The 21967-nt window shown below is 60.2% G+C and carries 15 protein-coding genes and 1 tRNA gene; 12 read left to right on the top strand and 4 right to left on the bottom strand.

The features are described from left to right. Positions 1–208: 208 nt before the first annotated feature. On the bottom strand, positions 209–1162 hold the full coding sequence (locus JAO82_RS08395) for a radical SAM protein (protein ID WP_198685913.1): 954 nt from the start codon (positions 1160–1162) through the stop codon (positions 209–211). A 185-nt stretch (positions 1163–1347) separates the two neighbouring features. Here JAO82_RS08395 and zwf point away from each other — a divergent pair, with 185 nt between their 5' ends. From zwf to JAO82_RS08375, 4 genes are all read left to right on the top strand, one after another. Next, positions 1348–2814, top strand: coding sequence for a glucose-6-phosphate dehydrogenase (gene zwf, locus JAO82_RS08390; RefSeq protein WP_198685966.1), 1467 nt, complete (start codon positions 1348–1350; stop codon positions 2812–2814). Next, on the top strand, positions 2811–3482 hold the full coding sequence (pgl, locus tag JAO82_RS08385) for a 6-phosphogluconolactonase (RefSeq protein ID WP_198685912.1): 672 nt from the start codon (positions 2811–2813) through the stop codon (positions 3480–3482). The genes zwf and pgl overlap by 4 nt, the downstream gene beginning before the upstream one ends. A 2-nt stretch (positions 3483–3484) precedes the next feature. After that, complete coding sequence (pgi, locus tag JAO82_RS08380; RefSeq protein ID WP_198685965.1) at positions 3485–5101, top strand: glucose-6-phosphate isomerase; 1617 nt, start codon at positions 3485–3487, stop codon at positions 5099–5101. Positions 5102–5295: 194 nt separating this feature from the next. Continuing rightward, positions 5296–6912 carry a long-chain fatty acid--CoA ligase gene (locus JAO82_RS08375; RefSeq protein WP_198685964.1) on the top strand — a complete coding sequence of 539 codons (1617 nt, stop codon included), beginning with the start codon at positions 5296–5298 and terminating at the stop codon, positions 6910–6912. 379 nt (positions 6913–7291) lie between these two features. Here the strand turns inward: JAO82_RS08375 and JAO82_RS08370 are convergent. Both JAO82_RS08370 and JAO82_RS08365 read right to left on the bottom strand, forming a co-directional pair. Continuing rightward, positions 7292–7366 (bottom strand) — tRNA-Gly (locus tag JAO82_RS08370). 122 nt (positions 7367–7488) lie between these two features. Next, on the bottom strand, positions 7489–10935 hold the full coding sequence (locus tag JAO82_RS08365) for a pyruvate carboxylase (RefSeq protein WP_198685911.1): 3447 nt from the start codon (positions 10933–10935) through the stop codon (positions 7489–7491). 263 nt (positions 10936–11198) lie between these two features. Between JAO82_RS08365 and JAO82_RS08360 the strand changes: the two genes are divergently transcribed. Next, positions 11199–13622 carry an ATP-dependent helicase gene (locus JAO82_RS08360; protein ID WP_198685910.1) on the top strand — a complete coding sequence of 808 codons (2424 nt, stop codon included), beginning with the start codon at positions 11199–11201 and terminating at the stop codon, positions 13620–13622. A gap of 436 nt (positions 13623–14058) precedes the next feature. Here the strand turns inward: JAO82_RS08360 and JAO82_RS14280 are convergent, their stop codons facing one another. Next, entirely contained in the window at positions 14059–14400 is a 342-nt protein-coding gene (locus tag JAO82_RS14280; protein WP_232897299.1) for a DUF1127 domain-containing protein, read from the bottom strand. A 178-nt stretch (positions 14401–14578) separates the two neighbouring features. Here JAO82_RS14280 and JAO82_RS14275 point away from each other — a divergent pair, with 178 nt between their 5' ends. The 7 genes from JAO82_RS14275 to JAO82_RS08325 all read left to right on the top strand — a co-directional run bounded on the left by JAO82_RS14275 (position 14579) and on the right by JAO82_RS08325 (position 21956). Continuing rightward, positions 14579–14707, top strand: a complete 129-nt coding sequence (locus JAO82_RS14275; RefSeq protein ID WP_232897298.1) for an iron-sulfur cluster assembly protein — start codon at positions 14579–14581, stop codon at positions 14705–14707. 692 nt (positions 14708–15399) lie between these two features. Next, positions 15400–15903, top strand: a complete 504-nt coding sequence (gene mraZ, locus JAO82_RS08350) for a division/cell wall cluster transcriptional repressor MraZ (protein WP_198685909.1) — start codon at positions 15400–15402, stop codon at positions 15901–15903. 4 nt (positions 15904–15907) lie between these two features. Next, positions 15908–16894 (top strand): 16S rRNA (cytosine(1402)-N(4))-methyltransferase RsmH, encoded by a 987-nt coding sequence (gene rsmH, locus JAO82_RS08345; protein WP_198685908.1) that lies wholly within the window; start codon positions 15908–15910, stop codon positions 16892–16894. Beyond that, positions 16891–17244: a cell division protein FtsL gene (gene ftsL / locus JAO82_RS08340; protein WP_198685907.1), complete on the top strand. Its 354-nt coding sequence runs from the start codon at positions 16891–16893 to the stop codon at positions 17242–17244. Before rsmH ends, ftsL begins: the two co-directional genes overlap by 4 nt. Next, positions 17241–19025 carry a peptidoglycan D,D-transpeptidase FtsI family protein gene (locus JAO82_RS08335; protein WP_198685906.1) on the top strand — a complete coding sequence of 595 codons (1785 nt, stop codon included), beginning with the start codon at positions 17241–17243 and terminating at the stop codon, positions 19023–19025. Before ftsL ends, JAO82_RS08335 begins: the two co-directional genes overlap by 4 nt. 28 nt (positions 19026–19053) lie before the next feature. Next, a complete protein-coding gene (locus JAO82_RS08330; RefSeq protein ID WP_198685905.1) occupies positions 19054–20535 on the top strand; it encodes a UDP-N-acetylmuramoyl-L-alanyl-D-glutamate--2,6-diaminopimelate ligase in 1482 nt (493 codons plus the stop codon). Further along, positions 20532–21956, top strand: a complete 1425-nt coding sequence (locus tag JAO82_RS08325) for a UDP-N-acetylmuramoyl-tripeptide--D-alanyl-D-alanine ligase (protein WP_198685904.1) — start codon at positions 20532–20534, stop codon at positions 21954–21956. The genes JAO82_RS08330 and JAO82_RS08325 overlap by 4 nt, the downstream gene beginning before the upstream one ends. Positions 21957–21967: the final 11 nt, after the last annotated feature.

Genomic DNA, 21967 nt, shown 5'->3' with positions numbered 1-21967 from the left:
CCGTAGTCGGGCTATCCCAACCGTCTCACCTCAAGAACACCAAGCGAAGTCAGAACTTCCACCCCAGCAAGTGTTTCTTATGGCGTCTCCGCCCTGCAAATATTAGTCGAATTTCCTTATTGTCGCAACGGCAGCGTTGTTGAATGGGCTAATATTGACAGGCGCTTGCAGGAAACTGCCATCCGCACCAAAAGCATTACGGGCCGCGTCATCCGCTGCAACTGGCACCACCAAGAACGCAGAAGCGGGCGCAATGCGGGTGGTTGAGATACACGTCGCCTTCGGCTTCGGCCAGAGTTTCGCCAAGTTCAAATTCCGGCGAATAGGGAAGCAATGTGCAAGCCAGTACTGTCGGGCGTTTGGCCCCTTTGCGCTTGACCACCATACGTGCGCTGGCGCACATCACCGATGAGGGCGCAACATTTAGAATATCCCAGCAGGACGTCGTGATTTCGGGCACCTTAACGGTTTCGTCCATTTCCGGAAACAGCACCATCTGCGCGGGGTCATGGGCATCGATATTGAAACCGTGCGCTGCGAAAAACCTAGCATAACCTGCACGGCTCTCGGCCTCACTGTCTTGCCATATGGTGCGCCCGGCGACGGTCATGGTAATGTTATTATCGCGCAGCCATGCCATGCCCTCAAGCGTACGCGCGTGACTGCCCTTGCCGCGGATCGAATCGTGCAACTCGGCCCGGTAGTGATCAAGCGAAATCCGCAGGCATAGGGCGCTGCCATGCTTGCGCTGCAAAGCCGCCAACCCTGAGCGCATGCCATCGCGCATCATCGGACGCATCGCGTTGGTGAGGATCAAAACGCGATACCCGCGTTCAAGCGCGGCACCGGCCATATCGATGATCTGTGGATTCATGAACGGCTCGCCGCCCGTGAAGCCGATCTCGCGGACCGGCCAGCCACGTTGCTGGATTTGGTCAAGATAGTCGATGATCTCGGCGGCGGTGAGATAGGCCAGCGCGTCATTGGTCGGGCTGGAGGCAATATAACAATTCACGCATTCGATGTTGCATAAGGTGCCTGTATTGAACCACAGCGTCTGCGGATCGCGTAATGCAACCGAAGCACGCGGTTGCCCGTCGGCGGTGATGTAACGGTTTTCGAATTTACCGACATGGGCCGTTTCCTGAGATTGGACTTTCATGGCGCGATCCAGTTGTTGGTAGTTCGAATGGACTATCCTATGTTGGCGGTCGGGAGAAAAGTCGCATGCCTGCGGCTGACATAGTTGTGAATGATGGCGTTGTGAATGATGGCAAAACCGGCAAAATGGAAGTTTGTTCTTTTGGGCAGGGTATCGTGACAGCAGATAGCGAAACGGCCACACGCATGACGTCGCGAGTCATCCCGGTTGATCCATTTGATCTGGTGATCTTCGGGGCCACAGGCGATCTGGCGCAGCGCAAGATTTTGCCCGCGCTTTTTCGTCGGTTTTGCGCTGGCCAATTCTGCAAAGCTTCGCGGATCATCGGAGCGGCGCGCACTATGCACGACCGGGATACCTACCGCGCGATGGTGGCCTCAGCGATTCGAGAGCACGCGCCCCATCGCGGCTGTGAGGATGGCACGCTTGAGCAGTTTCTCGACACTCTGGATTATGTCCAGCTGGAGGCAACCGGCGAGACCGGATGGAAAGCACTGGCCGAGCACCTGACGCCCGGACGAGTCCGTGCGTTCTATTTTTCGGTCGGACCCGGCCTTTTCGGTGAACTGGCACAGCGGCTGCATGATTATGGACTGACCACGCAAGAGACCCGCATTGTCGTGGAAAAACCCTTTGGTCGCGATCTGCACAGCGCACAGGAACTGAACGCGATGCTGGCGTCGCATTTCCGAGAGAGCCAGATTTACCGTATCGACCATTATTTAGGCAAAGAAACCGTGCAGAACCTGATGGTGGTGCGTTTTGCCAACATGCTGTTTGAACCGCTCTGGAACAGTCAATATGTCGATCACATCCAGATCACCGTGGCCGAAAGCGCCGGTATCGCCGGCAGGGCCGAATATTACGACCGCGCCGGCGCGATGCGCGATATGGTCCAGAACCATCTGATGCAGCTTTTGTGCCTGACCGCGATGGAGCCGCCGGCGCGATTTGAACCCGATGCATTGCGAGATGAAAAACTGAAGGTGATCCGCGCGCTTGATCCAGTTCTGCCGCATCATATCGTACGCGGGCAGTTTCAGGCGGTCGCGGGGCAGGAAGCGGCGCACCCGTCTTATCGCGATGAGGCGGGCAATCCGCGTTCGACAACTGAAAGTTATATCGCGCTACGCGTTCATATCAGCAATTGGCGCTGGGCTGGGACGCCGTTTTATCTGCGTACGGGCAAGCGGCTGGTGGCGCGCTCTTCGGTGATCAGTGTGATGTTCAAGGACGCGCCCCATTCCATCTTCGGGCAAGAATGCGGGCGCCATGCCAATGTTTTGACGATCCGGCTGCAACCCAATGAGGGGATCACGTTCCAAGTGACGATCAAAGAGCCGGGGCCGGGCGGGATGCGATTGATTGATGTGCCGCTGGACATGACATTTGCCGAGGCGCTTGGCCCCGAAGGCGAAGATCCGCCCGATGCCTATGAGCGATTGATTATGGACGTGATCCGCGGCAACCAGACTCTGTTCATGCGCGGTGATGAGGTCGAAGCGGCCTGGGCTTGGACCGATCCGATCATTGCCGACTGGGAGCAGCGCGGCGAAGTGCCCAAGCCTTATGAAAGCGGTAGCCCGGGTCCGGGCGATGCCGAGCTTTTGATGAAACGCGACCAACGCTATTGGAGGGGAATCAAGCCATGAACCTGATCGAATATCCCGATCGCGATATGCTGGCGATCAATCTGGCGAATTTGCTGGCCGGTGAGTTGAAAGCGACATTGCTGAGCCACGACACCGCCAGCATTGCGGTTCCGGGGGGCACCACGCCGGGGCCGATATTTGATGCGCTATGTGCGGCCCCGCTGGAGTGGGACAAGGTGATGGTGCTGCCAACCGATGAACGGTGGGTAACACCTGACGATCCGCGTTCGAACGCAAGGTTGATTCGCGAACACCTGCTGGTGGGGCGCGCGGCTGAGGCGAAGTTTCTGTCATTGCACGGCACGGGCGCGCATCCCGAGGACGATCTTGATGCAATTGCGGCACAGATCGAACCGGCGCTGCCGCTGTCAGTTCTGCTGCTCGGCATGGGCGAGGACTGTCACGTTGCGTCGCTGTTTCCCGGCACGCCGGGGCTGGCGGCGGCGTTGGCAGACGATGCACCCGCTTTGGCTGCGATGGCCCCGGCGGGGCAGCCCGAGGCGCGCATCACTCTGACCGCGCCGGTGCTGGATGGCGCACTCAAGAAACATCTGGTGATACTGGGATGGGAAAAGCGCGACGCTCTTGAGCGTGCCCAGTCGCTGTCCCCCGAGGAGGCGCCGGTCCAGGCGGTTCTTTCGGAAATGAATGTGCATTGGGCGGTGTAGCGTTGAATAGCAAATGGGACGATCTGCGCGCATTACATGCGGCAACTGCGCAGCGCCGCATCACCGATCTGTTTGACGAGGATCGGGAGCGGGCGACTGATTTCAGCGCCGTGTTCGAGGATATGCGCCTTGACTACTCGAAGACCAATATTGACCAGACAACCCGTGCCGCGCTGATCGCGCTATGTGACCAATCTGATCTGGCGGGCCGACGCGAGGCGATGTTCAGGGGGGCACCAGTCAATGAAACCGAAGGGCGCCCGGCCCTGCATACCGCGCTGCGTAACATCGATGGCGGGCCGGTCTTGGTCGATGGGGCTGATGTCATGCCCAAGGTGCTCGACACGCTGGGTCGCATGCGCCGTTTTAGCGATGCCGTGCGCAGCGGCGTGTTGTCAGGGCCTGGCGGGGAGTTTCGCGATATCGTCAATATCGGGATCGGTGGTTCGGATCTGGGGCCGCGTATGGCGGTACGCGCGCTCAGCCCTTATCATGACGGGCCGCGCTGTCATTTCGTCTCGAATGTGGATGGGGCCGACATCGCTGATACCCTGCGAGATCTGGATCCGCGCCGCACATTGTTCATTGTCTCGTCGAAATCCTTTACCACCATCGAGACCATGACCAATGCGCGCACCGCGCTAGCTTGGACCGAGCAGGGAGGCGGCGATGTCGCCCGCCAATTCGCCGCCGTGTCCACCGCCCCGGAGCGTACCGCCGCCTTTGGTATTGAGCCTGAGCACGTATTCGGGTTCGCCAACTGGGTTGGCGGGCGCTATTCGGTCTGGGGGCCGGTCGGGCTGAGCGTCATGCTCGCCATCGGGCCGGATGCGTTTGCGGCATTTCTGCGCGGTGGGCAGGCAATGGACCGGCATTTCCGCGCGGCGCCCTGGGCGCAGAACCTGCCGGCGCTTCTGGCGCTGGTTGGTCTGTGGCACCACCAAATCTGCGGCCATGGTACGCGTGCAGTACTCCCCTATGATCAGCGACTCGGACGTCTGCCCGCCTATCTTCAGCAGTTGGAAATGGAAAGTAACGGCAAGTCGGTGACGATGGGGGGACGGCCACTGACCCTGGCTTCTGGCCCAGTGGTCTGGGGCGAATCGGGGACCAATGGTCAACACGCCTTTTATCAGTTGATCCATCAGGGAACCGCGGTGGTGCCATGCGAGTTTCTGCTCGCCGCGCAAGGGCATGATGTGGCTTTGGCACATCATCACCATCTGTTGGTGGCAAACTGCCTGGCACAATCCGCGGCACTGATGCGGGGGCGGTCACTTGACGAAGCACGCGCATTATTGCGGGAGACAGGGCTGACGGGTGACGATCTTGAGCGTCAGGCCCGCCACCGCGTGTTTCCCGGGAATCGGCCATCGGTTACGGTGGCCTATCCACAACTGACACCATTTGTTCTGGGGCAGATCATCGCGCTGTACGAACATCGTGTGTTTGTTGAGGGTGTGATTCTGGGTATCAACTCGTTCGATCAATGGGGGGTGGAGCTGGGCAAGAGATTGGCAAAGGCTTTGCAGCCGGTGATCGAGGGTAGGGAAGACCCCGCCACAGCTGACGGATCTACAGCGGCACTTGTACAGTTCGTGCATCGTCATGGCGGGTGACCCTCGGCATCGGTAATTTCTTGCAGCCGACGATTGTCACAGAAATAAAATAACGTCAGTCTACCCAATAGGTGAACACTACATCGGCGCTGTGCAGCCGCGAGCAATCTGGCGACCGGAGCAGTTTTGCAACCTCGCGTGGTCGCCTTGACCTGCCGTCAGCGGATGCCAAGCACCCGAACAAGGAGCCCGCCATGCTGGGTCGGATGATGAACAAACCATTGCTGATCTCGTCACTGGTCCAGCACGCCGCGATCTATCATCATGACACCGATATCGTGTCGGTCGAAACCACGGGTGACGTTGCGCACACGACATGGGCGCAAGTGTCCGAGAATGCTCGCCAATTGGGGGCGGCACTGATGAGGCTGGGGTTGGATCCGCAGGACCGCTGCGCCACCATCGCCTGGAACAATCGCCGCCATCTGGAAATCTATTTCGGGGTCTCGGGGGCTGGGTTCGTTTGCCACACCATCAACCCGCGGTTGTTCCCCGACCAGCTCGTCTATATCATCAACCACGCCGATGATAAGGTTCTATTTATCGACGCGACCTTCCTGCCGATCATTATAAAGTTAAGCGAGCATCTGCCCCGGCTGGATCATGTAATCTTGATGGGTCCGCGCGACGAAGAGGCCGCGAGCCAGTTTCCGGGCCTGAAATTCTACGACGAGTTTTTGGAAACCGGCGAAACCGGCTTTGAGTGGCCGCAATTCGATGAAAACACTGCTTCCAGCCTGTGTTACACTTCGGGCACCACAGGCAACCCAAAGGGTGTGCTGTATTCGCATCGTTCGACGGTGCTGCATTCGTTCAGCGCGATCAGCGCGGATTCGTTGGCGCTGAGCGCACGCGACGTGGTGATGCCGGTGGTGCCGATGTTCCACGTCAATGCGTGGGGTGTGCCCTATGCGGCTGCGATGGCGGGCAGCAGTATGGTGTTGCCAGGACCGGATCTGAGCGGCGCGGCGTTGGTAGACCTAATAGACGATCACGGGGTGACAATTGCACTGGGGGTGCCCACGATTTGGCTGGGATTGTTGGCCCATGCGGAAAAGTCCGGCAGTCGGCTGACGACCTTGGAGCGCACGGTTGTGGGCGGCTCGGCCTGCCCGCCATCGGTGATTACCCAGTTCCGCGAGGAGTTCGGGGTCGATACCATCCACGCCTGGGGCATGACCGAAACCAGCCCGCTGGGCTCGACCAATCACCCGCTGGCCAAATATGGCGATCTGCCGCTCGGGGAACAGCACCGCCTGCGCGAAAGTCAGGGACGACCGCCCTATGGGGTCGAACTCAAGATAGTGGACGAGCATGGCTATGATCAGCCCCATGACGGTAAGGCGGTGGGCAATTTGTTGGCGCGGGGCCTCTGGGTGATGGACAGCTATTTCCGCGCCGATGATGATGCGCTGCAGGATGGCTGGTTCAACACGGGTGATGTCGCCACGCTGAACGAAGACGGGTACATGACGGTCAAAGACCGCGCCAAGGATATCATCAAATCCGGTGGGGAATGGATCAGTTCGGTAATGCTGGAAAACATCGCGATCGGTCATCCAGGCTTGTCCGATGCGGCAGTGGTCGGCGTCAATCATGACAGATGGGACGAACGCCCAATCCTCATCGCGATTGTCGCCGAGGGGGCCGCGCCGACACCTGAAGAGTTGCTGACTTTCTTCGATGGCAAAATCGCTGCATGGCAGGTGCCCGACAAAGTGGTATTCCGTGATGAACTGCCGCGCACCGCCACCGGCAAGGTGCTGAAACGCCAGTTGCGCGAAGAATATGCCGACATCTTGAAAGATTGATTCCCCAGCGTGAAACCTGCGCCGCCAGATTATCGGCGGGAAGGCAGTGCATTACCCTCGCGAACCTTTCGTTGCTGTTTTTGTCACCTGATAGCGTGTTGGGTTGACTTGGTTTCAGTTGTCCACGCGGTGACGTGAGGCAGCGTTTGCGCAGCAAATGCATTCGAGGTGCCGGGTGAATGCAATTCAAGGCAATATGCACTTGTGCCAAGGTCGTCGAATCGGACCGAGTCCTGAGGCGGCAAGCCCGTATCGAATCGCAGAGGTGACCAGAATCGTCGGTGCGACTGACAAACACAATCGCGTCGCATCAATCATATGATACAAATGAAAAGGACCGCCGAAGCGGTCCCGTATCATACCGCTTTGGCGGTTAATTTGGAGCGGGCGATGAGATTCGAACTCACGACCCTTACCTTGGCAAGGTAATGCTCTACCCCTGAGCTACGCCCGCTTCCTTGGGTGAGTTGTGAGATACAAACAACTGCCGTGGGCTGCAAGTGGAAAATTACGATATTCGTGAAACTTATGTTTTTCCTAGGCAAATCCGGCGCGGCGGGCCGCGCCGGAGCGATTTCACTCGGTCTCGAACTCGATCAGCAGGTCCTTGGCGTCGATCTGGCTACCGGGGCTGACATGGACTTGCTTCACGGTTCCCGCCCGTTCGGCATGGATGGCGGTTTCCATCTTCATCGCCTCGATTGTCAGCAACAATTGGCCATGGTTGACCTTCTGGCCCGCTGCCACTGCCACGGTCGCGACCGCACCGGGCATCGGGGCACCGACATGGGCGGAGTTGTCCGGCTCGGCCTTGGGGTGGGCTTTGGCCGTTGCTTTGACCAGCCGGTCGGCAACGCGAATCACGCGGGGCTGGCCGTTCAGTTCGAAAAACACCCGGACCTCGCCGTTATCGTCGGTTTCCCCGACGGTCTGCATCCGGATTTCTAGGGTCTTGCCGGGGTCGATCTCGGCCGAGATTTCTTCGCCCGGTTCCATGCCGTAAAAGAACGTGCGGGTGGGCAAGGTCCGCACCGGCCCGTATTGACGGTGAAGCCCCATGTAATCCAGGAACATCTTGGGATACATTAAGTACCCGTTCAGATCCTCGTCATCGACAGTCTTCCCTTCGAGTTCGGCCTCGACCTCGGCACGGGCTGCTTCCAGATCAACCGGTTCGAGATGCTTTCCGGGCCGTTCCGTATCGGGCTGTTGGTCATTGAGCACTTTCTTCACGATGGCAGAGGGGAACCCGCCGGGTGGCTGACCGAGATTGCCGCGCAACATGTTGATCACCGAATCGGGGAAGGAGACCTCGACACCCGGATCCTCGACCTGTGCGCGGGTCAGGCCTTGGCTGACCATCATCAGAGCCATATCGCCGACCACCTTGGAGCTTGGGGTGACTTTGATGATATCGCCGAACATCTGGTTCACATCGGCGTAAGTACGCGCGATCTCGGGCCAACGATCCTCAAGGCCAAGACTGCGCGCTTGCGCCTTGAGGTTGGTGAATTGCCCGCCCGGCATCTCATGCAAGTAAACCTCTGAAGAGGGAGCCTGAAGGCCGGTTTCGAACGCCGAGTACTGAGCGCGCACAGTCTCCCAATAGTCTGAGATTTCGCGAATCGCGGTGATATCCAAGCCAGTTGAGCGATCCGTATGGCGCAGCGCTTCGACGACCGAGCCGATGGTGGGCTGGCTGGTATTGCCCGACAGCGCATCCATTGCGCAATCGACCGCATCCACCCCCGCCTCGGCAGCGGCCAGAATCGTGGCAACGCCAACGCCGGCGCTGTCATGGGTGTGCAAATGGATCGGCAGACCGATCTCTTCCTTCAATGCGCGGATCAGAACGCGTGCACCACCCGGTTTCAGCACTCCGGACATGTCCTTGAGGCCTAGGATATGCGCCCCGGCGTCACGCAATTGCTTGGCGGTTTCGACATAATATTTCAGGTCGTATTTTGCCCGGTCCGGATCAAGGACATCACCGGTATAGCAGATCGACCCTTCGCAGATCTTGTTCTGCTCAAGCACCGCATCCATCGACACGCGCATGTTCTCGACCCAGTTCAGGCTGTCGAAAACGCGGAACAGGTCAACCCCGCTGGTGGCGGCTTGACGGACGAATTCCTGCACCACATTGTCGGGATAGTTGGTGTAGCCCACGCCGTTTGATCCGCGCAGCAACATCTGCGTCAACATGTTGGGCATCGCCTGGCGCAGATCGCGCAGGCGCTGCCAGGGGCATTCTTGCAGGAAGCGATAGGCAACATCGAAGGTGGCACCACCCCAGCACTCGACGGAGAACAGCCCCGGTAGATTCGCCGCATAGGCCGGAGCCACGCGGATCATGTCGATGCTGCGCATCCGTGTCGCCAGCAGCGATTGGTGGGCGTCGCGCATGGTGGTGTCGGTGATCAGCACCTGCTGTTGCGCCGCCATCCAGTCGGCCACGGCTTGCGGCCCCTCTTGCTCCAGCAGGTTGCGGGTGCCCATCATCGGGTCGCCGCGCAGGGCAGGCGGGCGCGGGTCCTTGAGATCCGCCGGCGGACGCGGGCGGTTCTTGGTCTCGGGATGGCCGTTCACGGTGATGTCGGCGATATAGGACAGAACCTTGGTGCCCCGGTCGCGCCGCTTGGAAAACTGGAACAGTTCGGGCGTCTCGTCGATGAACTTGGTGGTATATTCGTTGCTTAGGAACGTCGGATGTTTCAGCAAGTTTTCGACAAAGGCGATATTGGTCGAGACGCCGCGAATCCGGAACTCGCGCAGGGCGCGATCCATCCTTGCAATCGCCATTTCCGGCGTCGGCGCCCTCGCGGTGATCTTGGTCAGCAGCGAATCATAATAGCGCGTGATCACACCGCCCGCATAGGCAGTGCCGCCATCCAAACGGATCCCCATGCCGGTGGCGCTGCGATAGGCGGTGATGCGGCCGTAATCGGGGATAAAGTTGTTCTGCGGATCTTCGGTGGTGATTCGTGTCTGCAATGCGTGGCCGGTGAGGGTGATATCCTCTTGCGCGGCCTTGCCGGTGGCCTCGGCCAGTGATTTGCCTTCTGCGATCAGGATCTGCGCGCGCACGATATCGATGCCGGTCACCTCTTCGGTGACGGTATGTTCGACCTGCACACGTGGGTTCACTTCGATAAAATGGAACGTGCCGGTGTCCATATCCATCAGGAATTCGACCGTTCCAGCGCATTCATAGCCGACATGGGCGCAGATCTTGCGGCCCAGCTCGCAGATCTCGGCGCGCTGCGCTTCCGACAAATAGGGCGCAGGGGCGCGCTCGACGACCTTTTGGTTGCGCCGCTGCACCGAGCAGTCGCGCTCGTAGAGGTGATAGATATTGCCTTGCCGGTCCCCAAGGATCTGCACCTCGACATGGCGCGCACGGGTGATCATCTTTTCCAGATAACCCTCGCCATTGCCAAAGGCGGCTTCGGCCTCGCGCCGGCCCTCGCGGATCTTTTCCTCCAGTTCGGATTCGTCCTGGATTGGGCGCATGCCGCGCCCACCGCCGCCCCAGGACGCCTTGAGCATCAACGGATAGCCGATTTCGGCGGCTTCGGCGCGGATCGCCGCCATGTCATCGCCCAAGACCTCGGTCGCGGGAATGACCGGCACACCGGCCTCGATTGCCACGCGCCGCGCGCTGGCCTTGTCGCCAAGCGCGCGCATGGTGTCGGCCTTGGGCCCGATAAAGGTGATGCCGTTCTGTGCACAGGCATCGACGAAATCGGGGTTTTCCGACAGGAGGCCATAGCCGGGATGGATTGCATCGGCGCCGCTGGCCTTGGCCACGCGGATGATTTCGGGGATCGACAGATAAGCCGCGACCGGCCCCATCCCTTCACCGATGCGATAGGCCTCATCCGCCTTGAAACGGTGCAGGCCTAACTTGTCCTCTTCGGCATAGACAGCCACGGTGCGCTTGCCCATTTCGTTAGCAGCACGCATGACGCGAATGGCTATCTCGCCACGGTTAGCGATCAAGATCTTGGTAAAATCAGACATGAGACCTCCTTGGGTTTGGGCAGGTTCTAAGCTGTTTAAGCGATTGGGTAAATCATCTGCCGCTTTGCAGCGTTGTTTTTGCCACAATCTTGGGTCCAAAATAGTCTTTTTCGCCTTCGGCGAGGATATTTTAGGCAAGAAGAATGCACAGAGGCCGCAGGCGGTGGGCAGTCGGTGCATTGCGTCAATCTGCGTGTGCAGGGCGCGGAACATAGCTCGAACATATCTTTAACTTCGCGCCTCTGCAGGTTAGGTTGGGTTGCATGAGCAGTTTCGATGATCCACCCGCACAAGCCATCCCGCTTTCGATGCGTGCCATGGCCGCCCGCCCGCAACCCTATCTGGATGGGCTGAACGCGGCGCAGCGCGCTGCGGTGGAAACGCTGGACGGACCGGTTTTGATGCTGGCGGGGGCGGGCACCGGAAAGACCCGAGCCTTGACGGCCCGAATCGCACATTTACAGCACACGGGCCGAGCCCGCCCGAACGAGATTTTGTCGGTGACCTTTACCAACAAGGCCGCGCGCGAGATGAAAGACCGCGTGGCCCAGATGCTGGGCCGCAGCGCCGAGGGCATGCCGTGGCTGGGGACGTTCCACGCGATCTGCGTCAAGCTGCTGCGCCGACATGCCGAACTGGTCGGGCTGAAATCGAACTTCACGATTCTCGACACCGATGATCAGCTGCGCCTGCTGAAACAATTGGTGCAGGCGGCGGGGATTGACGACAAGCGCTGGCCGGCGCGGCATCTGGCGGGGGTCATCGACAGTTGGAAAAACCGCGCCTTGACCCCCGGCAGGGTGCCAGCTGCCGATGCGGGTGCCTATAATGACAAGGGCGTCGCGCTTTACACCCAGTATCAGACTCGATTGCGAGAGTTGAACGCGGTGGATTTCGGCGATCTGCTACTGCACGTGGTCACGATCTTCCAGACTCACGAAGACGTGCTGGCGCAATATCAGCGCTGGTTTCGCTATATTCTGGTGGACGAGTATCAGGATACCAACGTCGCCCAATATTTGTGGCTGCGCCTGCTTGCGGGCGGACACAAGAATATCTGCTGTGTTGGTGACGATGATCAGTCGATCTATGGCTGGCGCGGGGCCGAAGTGGGCAATATCTTGCGCTTTGAAAAGGATTTTCCTGGCGCGCATGTGGTGCGGCTCGAGCAGAATTATCGCAGCACGCCGCATATTCTGGCTGCGGCCAGTGCCGTTATCGCCGGGAACGAGGGGCGTTTGGGCAAGACGCTTTGGACTGACGCCACAGAGGGCGAGAAGCTCCGCCTGATCGGCCATTGGGACGGCGAGGAGGAGGCGCGCTGGATCGGTGAGGAAATCGAATCGATGCAGCGTGGCACGCGCGGGATGCGCGGATTTGATCTTGATGAAATATCTATCCTGGTGCGGGCGAGCCATCAGATGCGCGCATTCGAGGATCGGTTTCTGACCATTGGTCTGCCTTATCGTGTGATTGGCGGCCCGCGTTTTTATGAGCGGTTGGAGATTCGCGATGCGATGGCCTATTTCCGCATCATCACCAGCCCCGAAGACGATCTGGCCTTCGAGCGAATCGTTAACACTCCCCGGCGTGGGCTGGGCGACAAGGCGCAGCAGACCATCCAGACCACTGCCCGCGCCAATGGCGTTCCACTGCTCGAAGGCGCGCGCATTGCAATTGAGGAAGGGCACATCAAGGGCAGGGGCGGCGGAGCGCTGCGCCAATTGATTGGCGATATCGCGCGCTGGCGCAAGATGGCACTCGACGCGATGCAATATGCGCCGCTGGGCGACGATGATGTGATCGACGAAGAATCGGCGGTGCCCCGCACGGATGCGGAGCATTCTACAGTGAATCATCTGGAGCTGGCCCAGATAATCTTGGACGAATCCGGCTATACCGCGATGTGGCAGAACGATAAGTCGCCCGATGCGCCGGGTCGGCTGGAGAATCTCAAGGAATTGGTCAAGGCGCTGGAGGGGTTCGAGAACCTGCAGGGCTTCCTGGAACATGTCAGTTTGGTCATGGATAACGATCAGGGTAATGCCGAGCAGCAGGTCAGTATCATGACCCTGCACGCCGCCAAGGGGCTGGAGTTCCCCGCCGTGTTCCTGCCGGGATGGGAAGACGGCCTGTTTCCAAGTCAACGCACCATGGATGAAAGCGGTGACAGTGGGTTGGAGGAGGAGCGCCGTCTTGCCTATGTTGGCATCACCCGCGCCGAAGCGCTCTGCACCATATCCTTCGCGGCCAACCGGCGCATCTTCGGCCAGTGGCAATCGGCGCTACCGTCACGATTCATTGACGAGTTGCCCGAGGGCCATGTCGATGTTCTGACGCCGCCGGGGCTTTATGGTGGCGGCTATGGAGCAGCGGCACCGGTACCCGAATCGGACTTGGCTGATCGCGCCGCGCAAGCGGATGGGTATAATTCACCGGGCTGGCGACGGCTGCAGGCGCGCAGCCAACAGCGCGGGCTGTCGCAGCCCAGCCAAGGCCGCAATACGGTGATCGATATGAAAGCCGAATCCAGCTTTACCATTGGCCAGCGGGTGTTCCACCAGAAGTTTGGCTACGGGGCCGTGACCGTGATCGAGGGCGATAAGCTGGAGATCGCGTTTGAAAAAGCTGGACCTAAAAAGGTCGTGGCACGTTTTGTGTGCTCCAGCGACGACATTCCGTTCTGATCGACGACAGGCAGTGCCTGCGGTAAGGGCCGCTGCAATCTCAGATAGCCGTTTTAGGGGCGCCTGAAAACGCGAAAACGGCGACGCCAGGGAGGAGGAGAGGCGCCGCCGTTCTCTGTCACATCCGTGCGCTGGGAGGGAGGAGGTGCGCCACGGATGTATCCGAACCCGGTTTATCAACCGGTATTTTTTGGCGGCGACATCCGGGAGGAGGTTGGATGTCGCCGCTATCGACCGGACCCGCTAGGGAGGAGGGGCAGGCCGGTCTTTGGTAACATTCTGGCGAGGGAAGGGAGGGAACCCGCACCCGAATGTATTTTGTTCCGGTTTGAGCCGGTATTTAGGGTGGCGGCACCCGGGAGGGGGTGGGTGCCACCACCGAATCGACACGCCGGGGAGGAGGAGAGGCGCGCCGAATTCGTTGTTTCTTCAGTTTTTATCGGTGATCTTGATACACAGCTTGATGCGCGGCCCATTTGAGCGAAGAGCGTTCCAGACCGAGATCGCGGAGCACGCGGTCGTTCAGTACCGACAACTCATTGACGGTTTGCTGAAAGCGGCGATAATCCACGAAACGTCGCTGCAGCGACTGGAAAGCTCCTAGTACGCGACCGATCACTCCTCCACGCGTTGTGTCGGAAAAGGCTGCGTCACTCATCTTGTTACCCCCGGCATCTTCGGCTGCGGCATCAGTGCCGCCGTCTGTTGCTGACAACATAGATAGATGCCGCAGTTGCACAATGGACACGAAGGCAATCCCGCTATGCGAAAAGCGCATGGGTGGGCCCGCGTTCTCTTGAGGTGGGGAAAGATGGAAATACCATTGAGCCTGCCCCCGGATGCGCCATGGTGCTGCGGTGAGGGGGAAAGGCTAACAGCGGGCGCGACGCGGGATGAGATCGCGCAGACCTTGTCAGTATTGGAGGTGCCGGGGCGGTACGCTAATCAATCGAAGCATGATCCGCGCGCTGACGGTGGATGGCGATACCCTGCCCTTCGCCATCGAGCCGCCTAGTCCGGCACACCCCTCGCAACCGGCAATGGGCCGATGGCGGACGCTTTTGCCGCAATTGCGCAATACCTGATCACCGCCGGTCTGGCCTGAGCACGTGGAAACCCGCAGAGAGAAAGCTCCGACCGTGCGGCTCAGGCGATTCGTCCCTGCCGATTTAGCCTCATGGGAAACCGTGGGAGAGGCGTCAAATTTTGCCAGATCACCGGGAATCAAGGCTTAGTTATCTATTTCTGTCACGATCTAGCCTGAGGTCACGGGGGCACGAACGCAGAACATGTGTCATTCGCGGCACGTAAAGCGAAATTTTTGGGAATTCAGGGGATTTTTTCTCCGAGGGACAATTTGACTACATCTAGTGTTGCGCTGAAGCTGTTCCGCGAGATGGGGTCTTTGTACTGTGGCAAATCTGTCAATATCTAGCGTATCTGCGATGATGGGAACAACATCCGGTATCTATGCCCCACAAATAATAGTTGCGACCCATGAATTCCCGTGGCATTCCTTAGTCATCGGATGAGGACAGCAGCAGGGGCACCAAACGACCCCGAACCAACAATAAAGCAGGTTTCATACAGGCTCACGTTTTCATCAGACCAGAAGATCCGGCGCGCAAGCGAGCAGACATCCCCCCAGGTGGCGCGCGCAGTCGGACACCCCGCAAAGCGGGACGAGGGCGGCGGGTTGATCAGTGGCAGCAGATCAGCCCGCCGTTTCCGCATTTAAGGGCAGGAAACGCGGGGACAAGGGAAGGGGACAGAGAGCTTGGGTCGCAGGTTCAGAGGCGAAAGCCAGCACAAGGTCGACGGTAAGGGCAGGGTGTCAATCCCGGCCTCGTTTCGGCGTGTGCTGGAAGCTTCGGACCCGAATTGGACTGCGGGCCTGAACCCGGAACTGGTCATCGTCTATGGCGATCATCGCCGCAATTATCTTGAATGCTACACCATCGAGGCTATTGAAGAGGTCGATGCCAAGATTGACCGCATGCCGCGCGGTTCGATGGAGCGTAAGATGTTGCAACGAATGTTTCACGGCCAGTCATTTCCCACCAATGTCGATGAGACTGGCCGTTTGGTCTTGCCCGTAAAGCTGCGCAAGAAGATCGGACTGGAAGGTGAGGCGTTTTTTATCGCTGCCGGTGACACGTTCCAGATCTGGAAACCCGAAACCTACGAAACCGAAGAGCTAGCCCGGACCGAGGCCTGGCTGGAAGAGCTTCCCGATGACTTTGATCCGCTGGAATTTCTCGACCGGGCACCCGAGGAGTAACAGCATGGCCGCTGCTGCCCCAACCAATCCGCACGTTCCCGTCCTGTTGCGCCCGCTGCTCGCTGCAGTGGCGCCGGTTTCCGGCGAGTGGCTTGATGGCACATTCGGTGCCGGGGGCTATGCGCGCGGGCTGCTTGAGGCCGGGGCGGCGCGCGTAATTGCGGTGGATCGTGATCCTCTGGCATTCGAAATGGCGCAGGATTGGGTCGGGCAATACGGTGACCGACTGGTGCTGCAGCAGGGCGTGTTCTCGAAGATGGACGAATACGCCAGCAATCTGGACGGTGTCGTACTGGATCTGGGTGTGTCTTCGATGCAGTTGGATCAGGCCGACCGCGGGTTTTCCTTCCTGCGCGACGGGCCACTCGACATGCGCATGTCGCAAGAAGGACCAAGCGCCGCCGATCTGGTGAACACTGCAAGCGCTGAAGATCTGGCCAACATCCTGTTCCACTATGGTGAAGAGCGCGCCAGCCGTCGCATCGCCCGCGCGATCGTGCGCGCGCGCGACGAGTCTCCTATCGAAACCACATTGCAATTGGCCGGTCTCATCGAATCCTGCTTGCCGCGCAGCAAGCCGGGGCAGTCGCATCCGGCCACGCGCAGCTTTCAGGCACTGCGCATTGCCGTAAATGGTGAATATAACGAGCTTTTTCATGGCCTTATGGCTGCCGAGGGCGCGTTAAAGCCCGGTGGCAAGCTGGCGGTTGTTACATTTCACTCGATCGAGGATCGGATGGTAAAGCGTTTTTTGACGGCGCGCTCCGGTCAGGGCGGGCGCGGGAGCCGCCATGCGCCCCAGCCCGAGCAAGAGGCTCCGCAATTCACCCTGCCAACGAAAAAAGCCATCGGTCCAGACGATGAGGAACTGGCGGAAAACCCGCGCGCTCGCTCAGCGCGTTTGCGGGTTGCGGTGCGTACCGATGCGCCCGCCGGGGCAATTGCGGCTCGTGATATCGCGATGCCGCAGGTCGGGGGCAGTAAGCGATGAGGGCGGCGTTTTATGTGCTGACCGCGTTGGCGGTGTTCGCGCTGGCCTTCTGGGCCTATCGCGAGAATTACGCCACCCAACAGGCGCTGCGTGAAACGCGCACCCTGCAACGCCAGATCGGTGCGGCGCAGGTCCGCATGAGCGTGCTGCGTGCCGAATGGGCCTATCTGAACCGACCAAACCGCCTCATGGAGTTGGCCGAGATCAATTTTGACAGGCTGGGCCTTTTGCCGCTGGCTCCTGAGCAGTTCGGCCGCGTGGACGAGGTCAGCTATCCGCCCGACCCGCCCTTGCCGGATGTTGCGTCAATCGATGTTTTTAGCATGCCAGATCACGAGAGCGATCCATGATCCGCACTCCGCTGCGTCCCTTGGCGCGTATCATTTCGGCCCGCGATAAGGGTGAAAACCCCAAAGCGATCGAGCGCGAGAATATCCGGCGCCGGCATAAAAACATGCAGGACCGCGCCCGCGCCCGCGCCGAGGGGCGCTTGCTGGTGCTGGGCGTTTTCTTTTTCGCGGCCTTCGTAACGGTTGGGGCGCGGATGGGCATGCTGGCGACTTCTGAGCCGTCCGAGCCTGCAGTCAGCTTTGTGGATACCGCCATCGCCATGCAGCGCGCCGATATCGTGGACCGGCAAGGCCGGATTCTCGCTACCAATTTTGAAACCCATTCCCTGTACGCGCAGCCCCCCCAGATGATCGACCCGATCGCCGCTGCCGAAGGGTTGGTTGAAATCTTTCCAGATCTCGACAAAGGGCGCTTGATCAGGGATTTTACCGGCAAGCGTAAATTCCTCTGGATCAAGAGGAAGATCAGCCCCGAACAAAAACAGGCGGTGCACGATCTGGGCGATCCGGGGTTGCTGTTCGGCCCGCGTGAGATGCGCCTATACCCCAATGGCAGTCTGGCAGCGCATGTGCTTGGTGGCGCGTCTTTCGGCAAGGAAGGTGTAAGCGCTGCCGAGGTGATCGGGGTGGCGGGTGTGGAGCGTCAGTTCGACGATTATCTGCGCGATCCGGCCAATGGCAACAAGCCGCTGCAGCTGTCGCTCGACCTGACTGTGCAGGCGGCGGCCGAACGGGTGCTTTACGGCGGCATGAAGCTGATGAATGCCAAAGGCGCGACATCAATCCTGATGGATGTTCATACCGGGGAAGTGATCTCGGTGGTGTCGTTGCCTGATTTCGATCCCAATGATCGCCCCCGTCCGCCCACCAGCGGGTTCGATCCCTCGGTTAGCCCGCTGTTCAACCGGGCGGTACAAGGGGTCTATGAATTGGGCTCCACCTTTAAGATCTTCGCCATTGCGCAGGCGCTGGATCTGGGGCTGATCACGCCGCATACGGTGATCGACACGCGGGGTCCGCTGCGCTGGGGACGGTTCCGCATCACCGATTATCGGAACTACGGCAACGAGATGACGGTGACGAACGTCATCGTGAAATCATCGAACATCGGAACCGCGCGGATTGCCCAGCAAATCGGCGCCGAACAGCAGAGGGCGTTTCTCGACTCTCTGGGGATGCTCGATGCGACCCCGTTCGAGATCGTCGAGGCGCAAGGCGGCAAGCCGTTGTTGCCCGCCAATTGGTCCGAGCTGTCCACTATGACGATCTCCTATGGACACGGCCTGTCGACCAGTCCGATGCATCTGGCGGCGGGATATGCGGCGATTGCAAATGGCGGTCATTACGTCAGTCCTACGGTTTTAAAGCGCAGCGGACCCCAGCACGGCCCCCGCGTGCTGTCGGCGCAAGCCGCCGCGCAAGCGCGCAATATGCTGCGTCTGGTCGTCAGCGAAGGAACCGCCAGTTTTGGCGAGGTCCCGGGCTATGCGGTCGGCGGAAAGACCGGCACGGCGGATAAGCCCAAACCGCGCGGTGGGTATTATGACGAGAAGGTGATTGCGACATTTGCCAGCATTTTTCCGGCACATGATCCAAAATACGTATTGGTGGTCACCTTGGACGAACCGTCGGAAAACACCGGCGACAAACCTCGCCGCACCGCCGGCTGGACCGCTGTGCCGGTCGCGGCAGAAATGATCCGCCGCGTTGCGCCGCTTCTGGGGTTGCGTCCCTCCTTTGAACCGGCCAAAGGCGCTGCTATAACGCTGGCGTCCCAGTAGGGGGCACAGCATAACGGACGGGCGGCAGATGGATATACCGGGGAAACCACTTAGCCAGTTGGCGCTGACGGCAAGGGGCGGACGCGATCCGCTGATCACCGGGCTGGCGGTGGACAGCCGCGAGGTGCGCCAAGGGTTTCTGTTTGCGGCGTTGCCCGGCACGCGGGTCCATGGCGGCAGTTTTATCCAGTACGCATTGCGTATGGGCGCGGCGGCGATCCTGACCGACCAGACCGGCGCGCGTTTGGCCGAATCGCAACTGGCTGCCTCAGATGCGGCGCTGATCGTGACCGACCACCCGCGACAGGCGCTGGCTTTTACCGCAGCACTGTGGTTCGGCGCGCAGCCCGCCACGATGGTTGCGGTGACTGGTACCAATGGGAAGACGTCGGTCACGGCGTTCCTGCGCCAGATTTGGATTGGGCTGGGGCGCGAGGCAATCAATATTGGCACGACCGGTGTCGAGGGCGCCTGGACCGCGCCGCTGTCGCACACAACGCCCGAGCCGATTACCTTGCACAACATTCTGGCACAGGCCGCAGCCGCAGGTATCACCCATGGCGCGATGGAGGCGTCCAGTCACGGGCTCAAGCAGCACCGGCTTGACGGGGTGCAATTGGTTGCGGCGGGGTTCAGCAACTTTTCGCAGGATCATCTAGATTATCACGCCAGCTTTGACGAATACTTCGCCGCCAAGGCCGGACTGTTCCGCCGCGTTCTGCCCGAGGATGGCACAGCCGTGATCAATCTTGAGGGCGAGCGCGGCGCGGAAATGCGGGCCATTGCCGCAGCGCGCGGGCAACGTGTGCTGACGATTGGCAAGGGACGGGGCGATCTGGATCTGCTGGCGCAGCGTTTTGACCCTACCGGACAGGATCTGCGATTTTCTTGGAATGGGACGCCGGTGCAGACACGGCTGAACCTGATCGGTGGCTTTCAAGCGGAAAATGTGCTGCTGGCCTGTGGTCTGGCCATCGCCAGCGGCGAAACGCCGGAAGAGGTATTCCGCACGCTGCCCGAGCTCACCACTGTGCGGGGCCGGATGCAACTGGCTGCGACGCGTGCCAATGGCGCGGCGGTGTTCGTGGATTACGCCCATACACCCGATGCGGTGGGAACCGCGCTGCGTGCGCTGCGACCGCATGTCATGGGCCGACTGATCGCGATTGTCGGCGCGGGGGGCGACCGGGATGCGGGAAAGCGCCCGCTGATGGGGCAGGCGGCCGCGGAAAATGCCGATCTGGTGACCGTCACCGATGACAATCCTCGCACCGAGAACCCCGCGAAGATTCGGGCCGCAGTGATGCAGGGCGCGCCCGATGCCAGCGAAATCGGCGACCGTGCCGAGGCGATTCTAAGGGGTGTCGATGCGCTCGGACCCGGCGATGCGTTGCTGATCGCTGGCAAGGGGCACGAGAGCGGGCAAATCGTCGGCGACGACATCTTGCCCTTTGACGACGCAGAACAGGCCAGCGTCGCGGTTGCTGCGCTTGATGGAAAGATGCCATGACCCTTTGGACCGCCGAAGAGGCCGCCACTGCGACCGGAGGGTGTGCCCATGGCGATTGGACCGCCAGTGGCGTCTCTATCGACACCCGCACCTTGGTGCCGGGCGAGCTGTTCGTGGCGCTCAAGGCGGCGCGCGATGGGCATGATTTCGTCGCGCAGGCGCTGGAAAAGGGCGCTGCCGCCGCGCTGGTTGACCATCGGCCCGACGGTGTCGCTGCGGATGCACCGTTGCTGCTGGTCGATGACGTGCAGGCCGCGCTTGAGGCGCTGGGGCGCGCTGGACGTGCCCGTAGCCATGCCCGCGTGATCACGGTCACCGGCAGCGTTGGCAAGACCTCGACCAAGGAAATGTTGGCTTGCATCCTCGGCGATCAGGGGCGCACCCATGCCAGCGTCGCAAGCTATAACAACCATTGGGGGGTACCCCTAACTCTGGCGCGGATGCCGCGCGACACAGAATTCGCGGTGATCGAGATCGGCATGAACCATCCCGGCGAGATCGGCCCGCTGGCGCGTCAGGCCCGCCCCCATGTGGCTTTGATCACCACCGTTCTTGCCGCCCATCTAGAAGCGTTCGACAATATCGACGCGATCGCACAGGAAAAAGCAGCGATCATGGAGGGGCTGGAGCCGGGCGGTATCGCGATCCTGAATGCGGATATACCGCAATCCGCAATCTTACAGGCTCAGGCAGAGCGGTTGCGGGTGCAAGCTGTCGATTTCGGAGAAACTGCGCAGGACTATCGATTGCTTGATGCGGTGGTGCAGGACAATGTGACGGTGGTCCGCGCCCGCGCGATGGGCGCACCATTCTTGTTCCGCATCGCCAGTCCGGGGCGGCATTTCGCCCTGAACGGCCTTGGGGCATTGGCGGCTGTGGGCGCGCTTGATTGTGACCCTGCTCTGGCGGCGCACAGCCTTGGCCGTTGGGTGCCGTTTGCGGGTCGCGGGACGCGCGAAACCGTATGGTTGGATCCCGTGCAGACAGATCAGATAATCGATCTGATCGATGATTCCTACAACGCCAATCCCGGATCGATGACGGCTGCGCTCGACGTCCTGTCTGAAGGAAGCCCGCCGGGCGGTCGACGCATCGCCATTTTGGGAGACATGAAAGAACTTGGCCCTGAGGCTTGCGCGATGCATGCCGCACTGGCCGAGCTCCCGGCCTTCGAGCGAATTGACACCGTCCATTGTGTCGGCCCGCTGATGCGCGCTTTGCACGTGGCCTTGCCGGCCGCAAAACGTGGCGACTGCACCGAGACCAGCGCCGACTTGGCGGCCAATTTACGCCATCATATCGCGCCCGGAGATTTGGTCTTGATCAAGGGGTCACTCAGCATGGATTTGGCACGGATCGTTGACGCAATACGCAAAATGGGCCATTGCGAGCGCAATTTTACACCACGGATTGATGAGTAGGACCATCTGAC

This window comes from Pontibaca salina (genome assembly GCF_016307205.1).
Taxonomy (GTDB): Bacteria; Pseudomonadota; Alphaproteobacteria; order Rhodobacterales; family Rhodobacteraceae; genus Pontibaca; species Pontibaca salina.
Note: the sequence above shows the minus strand (reverse complement) of the source record. Positions and strands in the feature narration are given on the sequence as shown.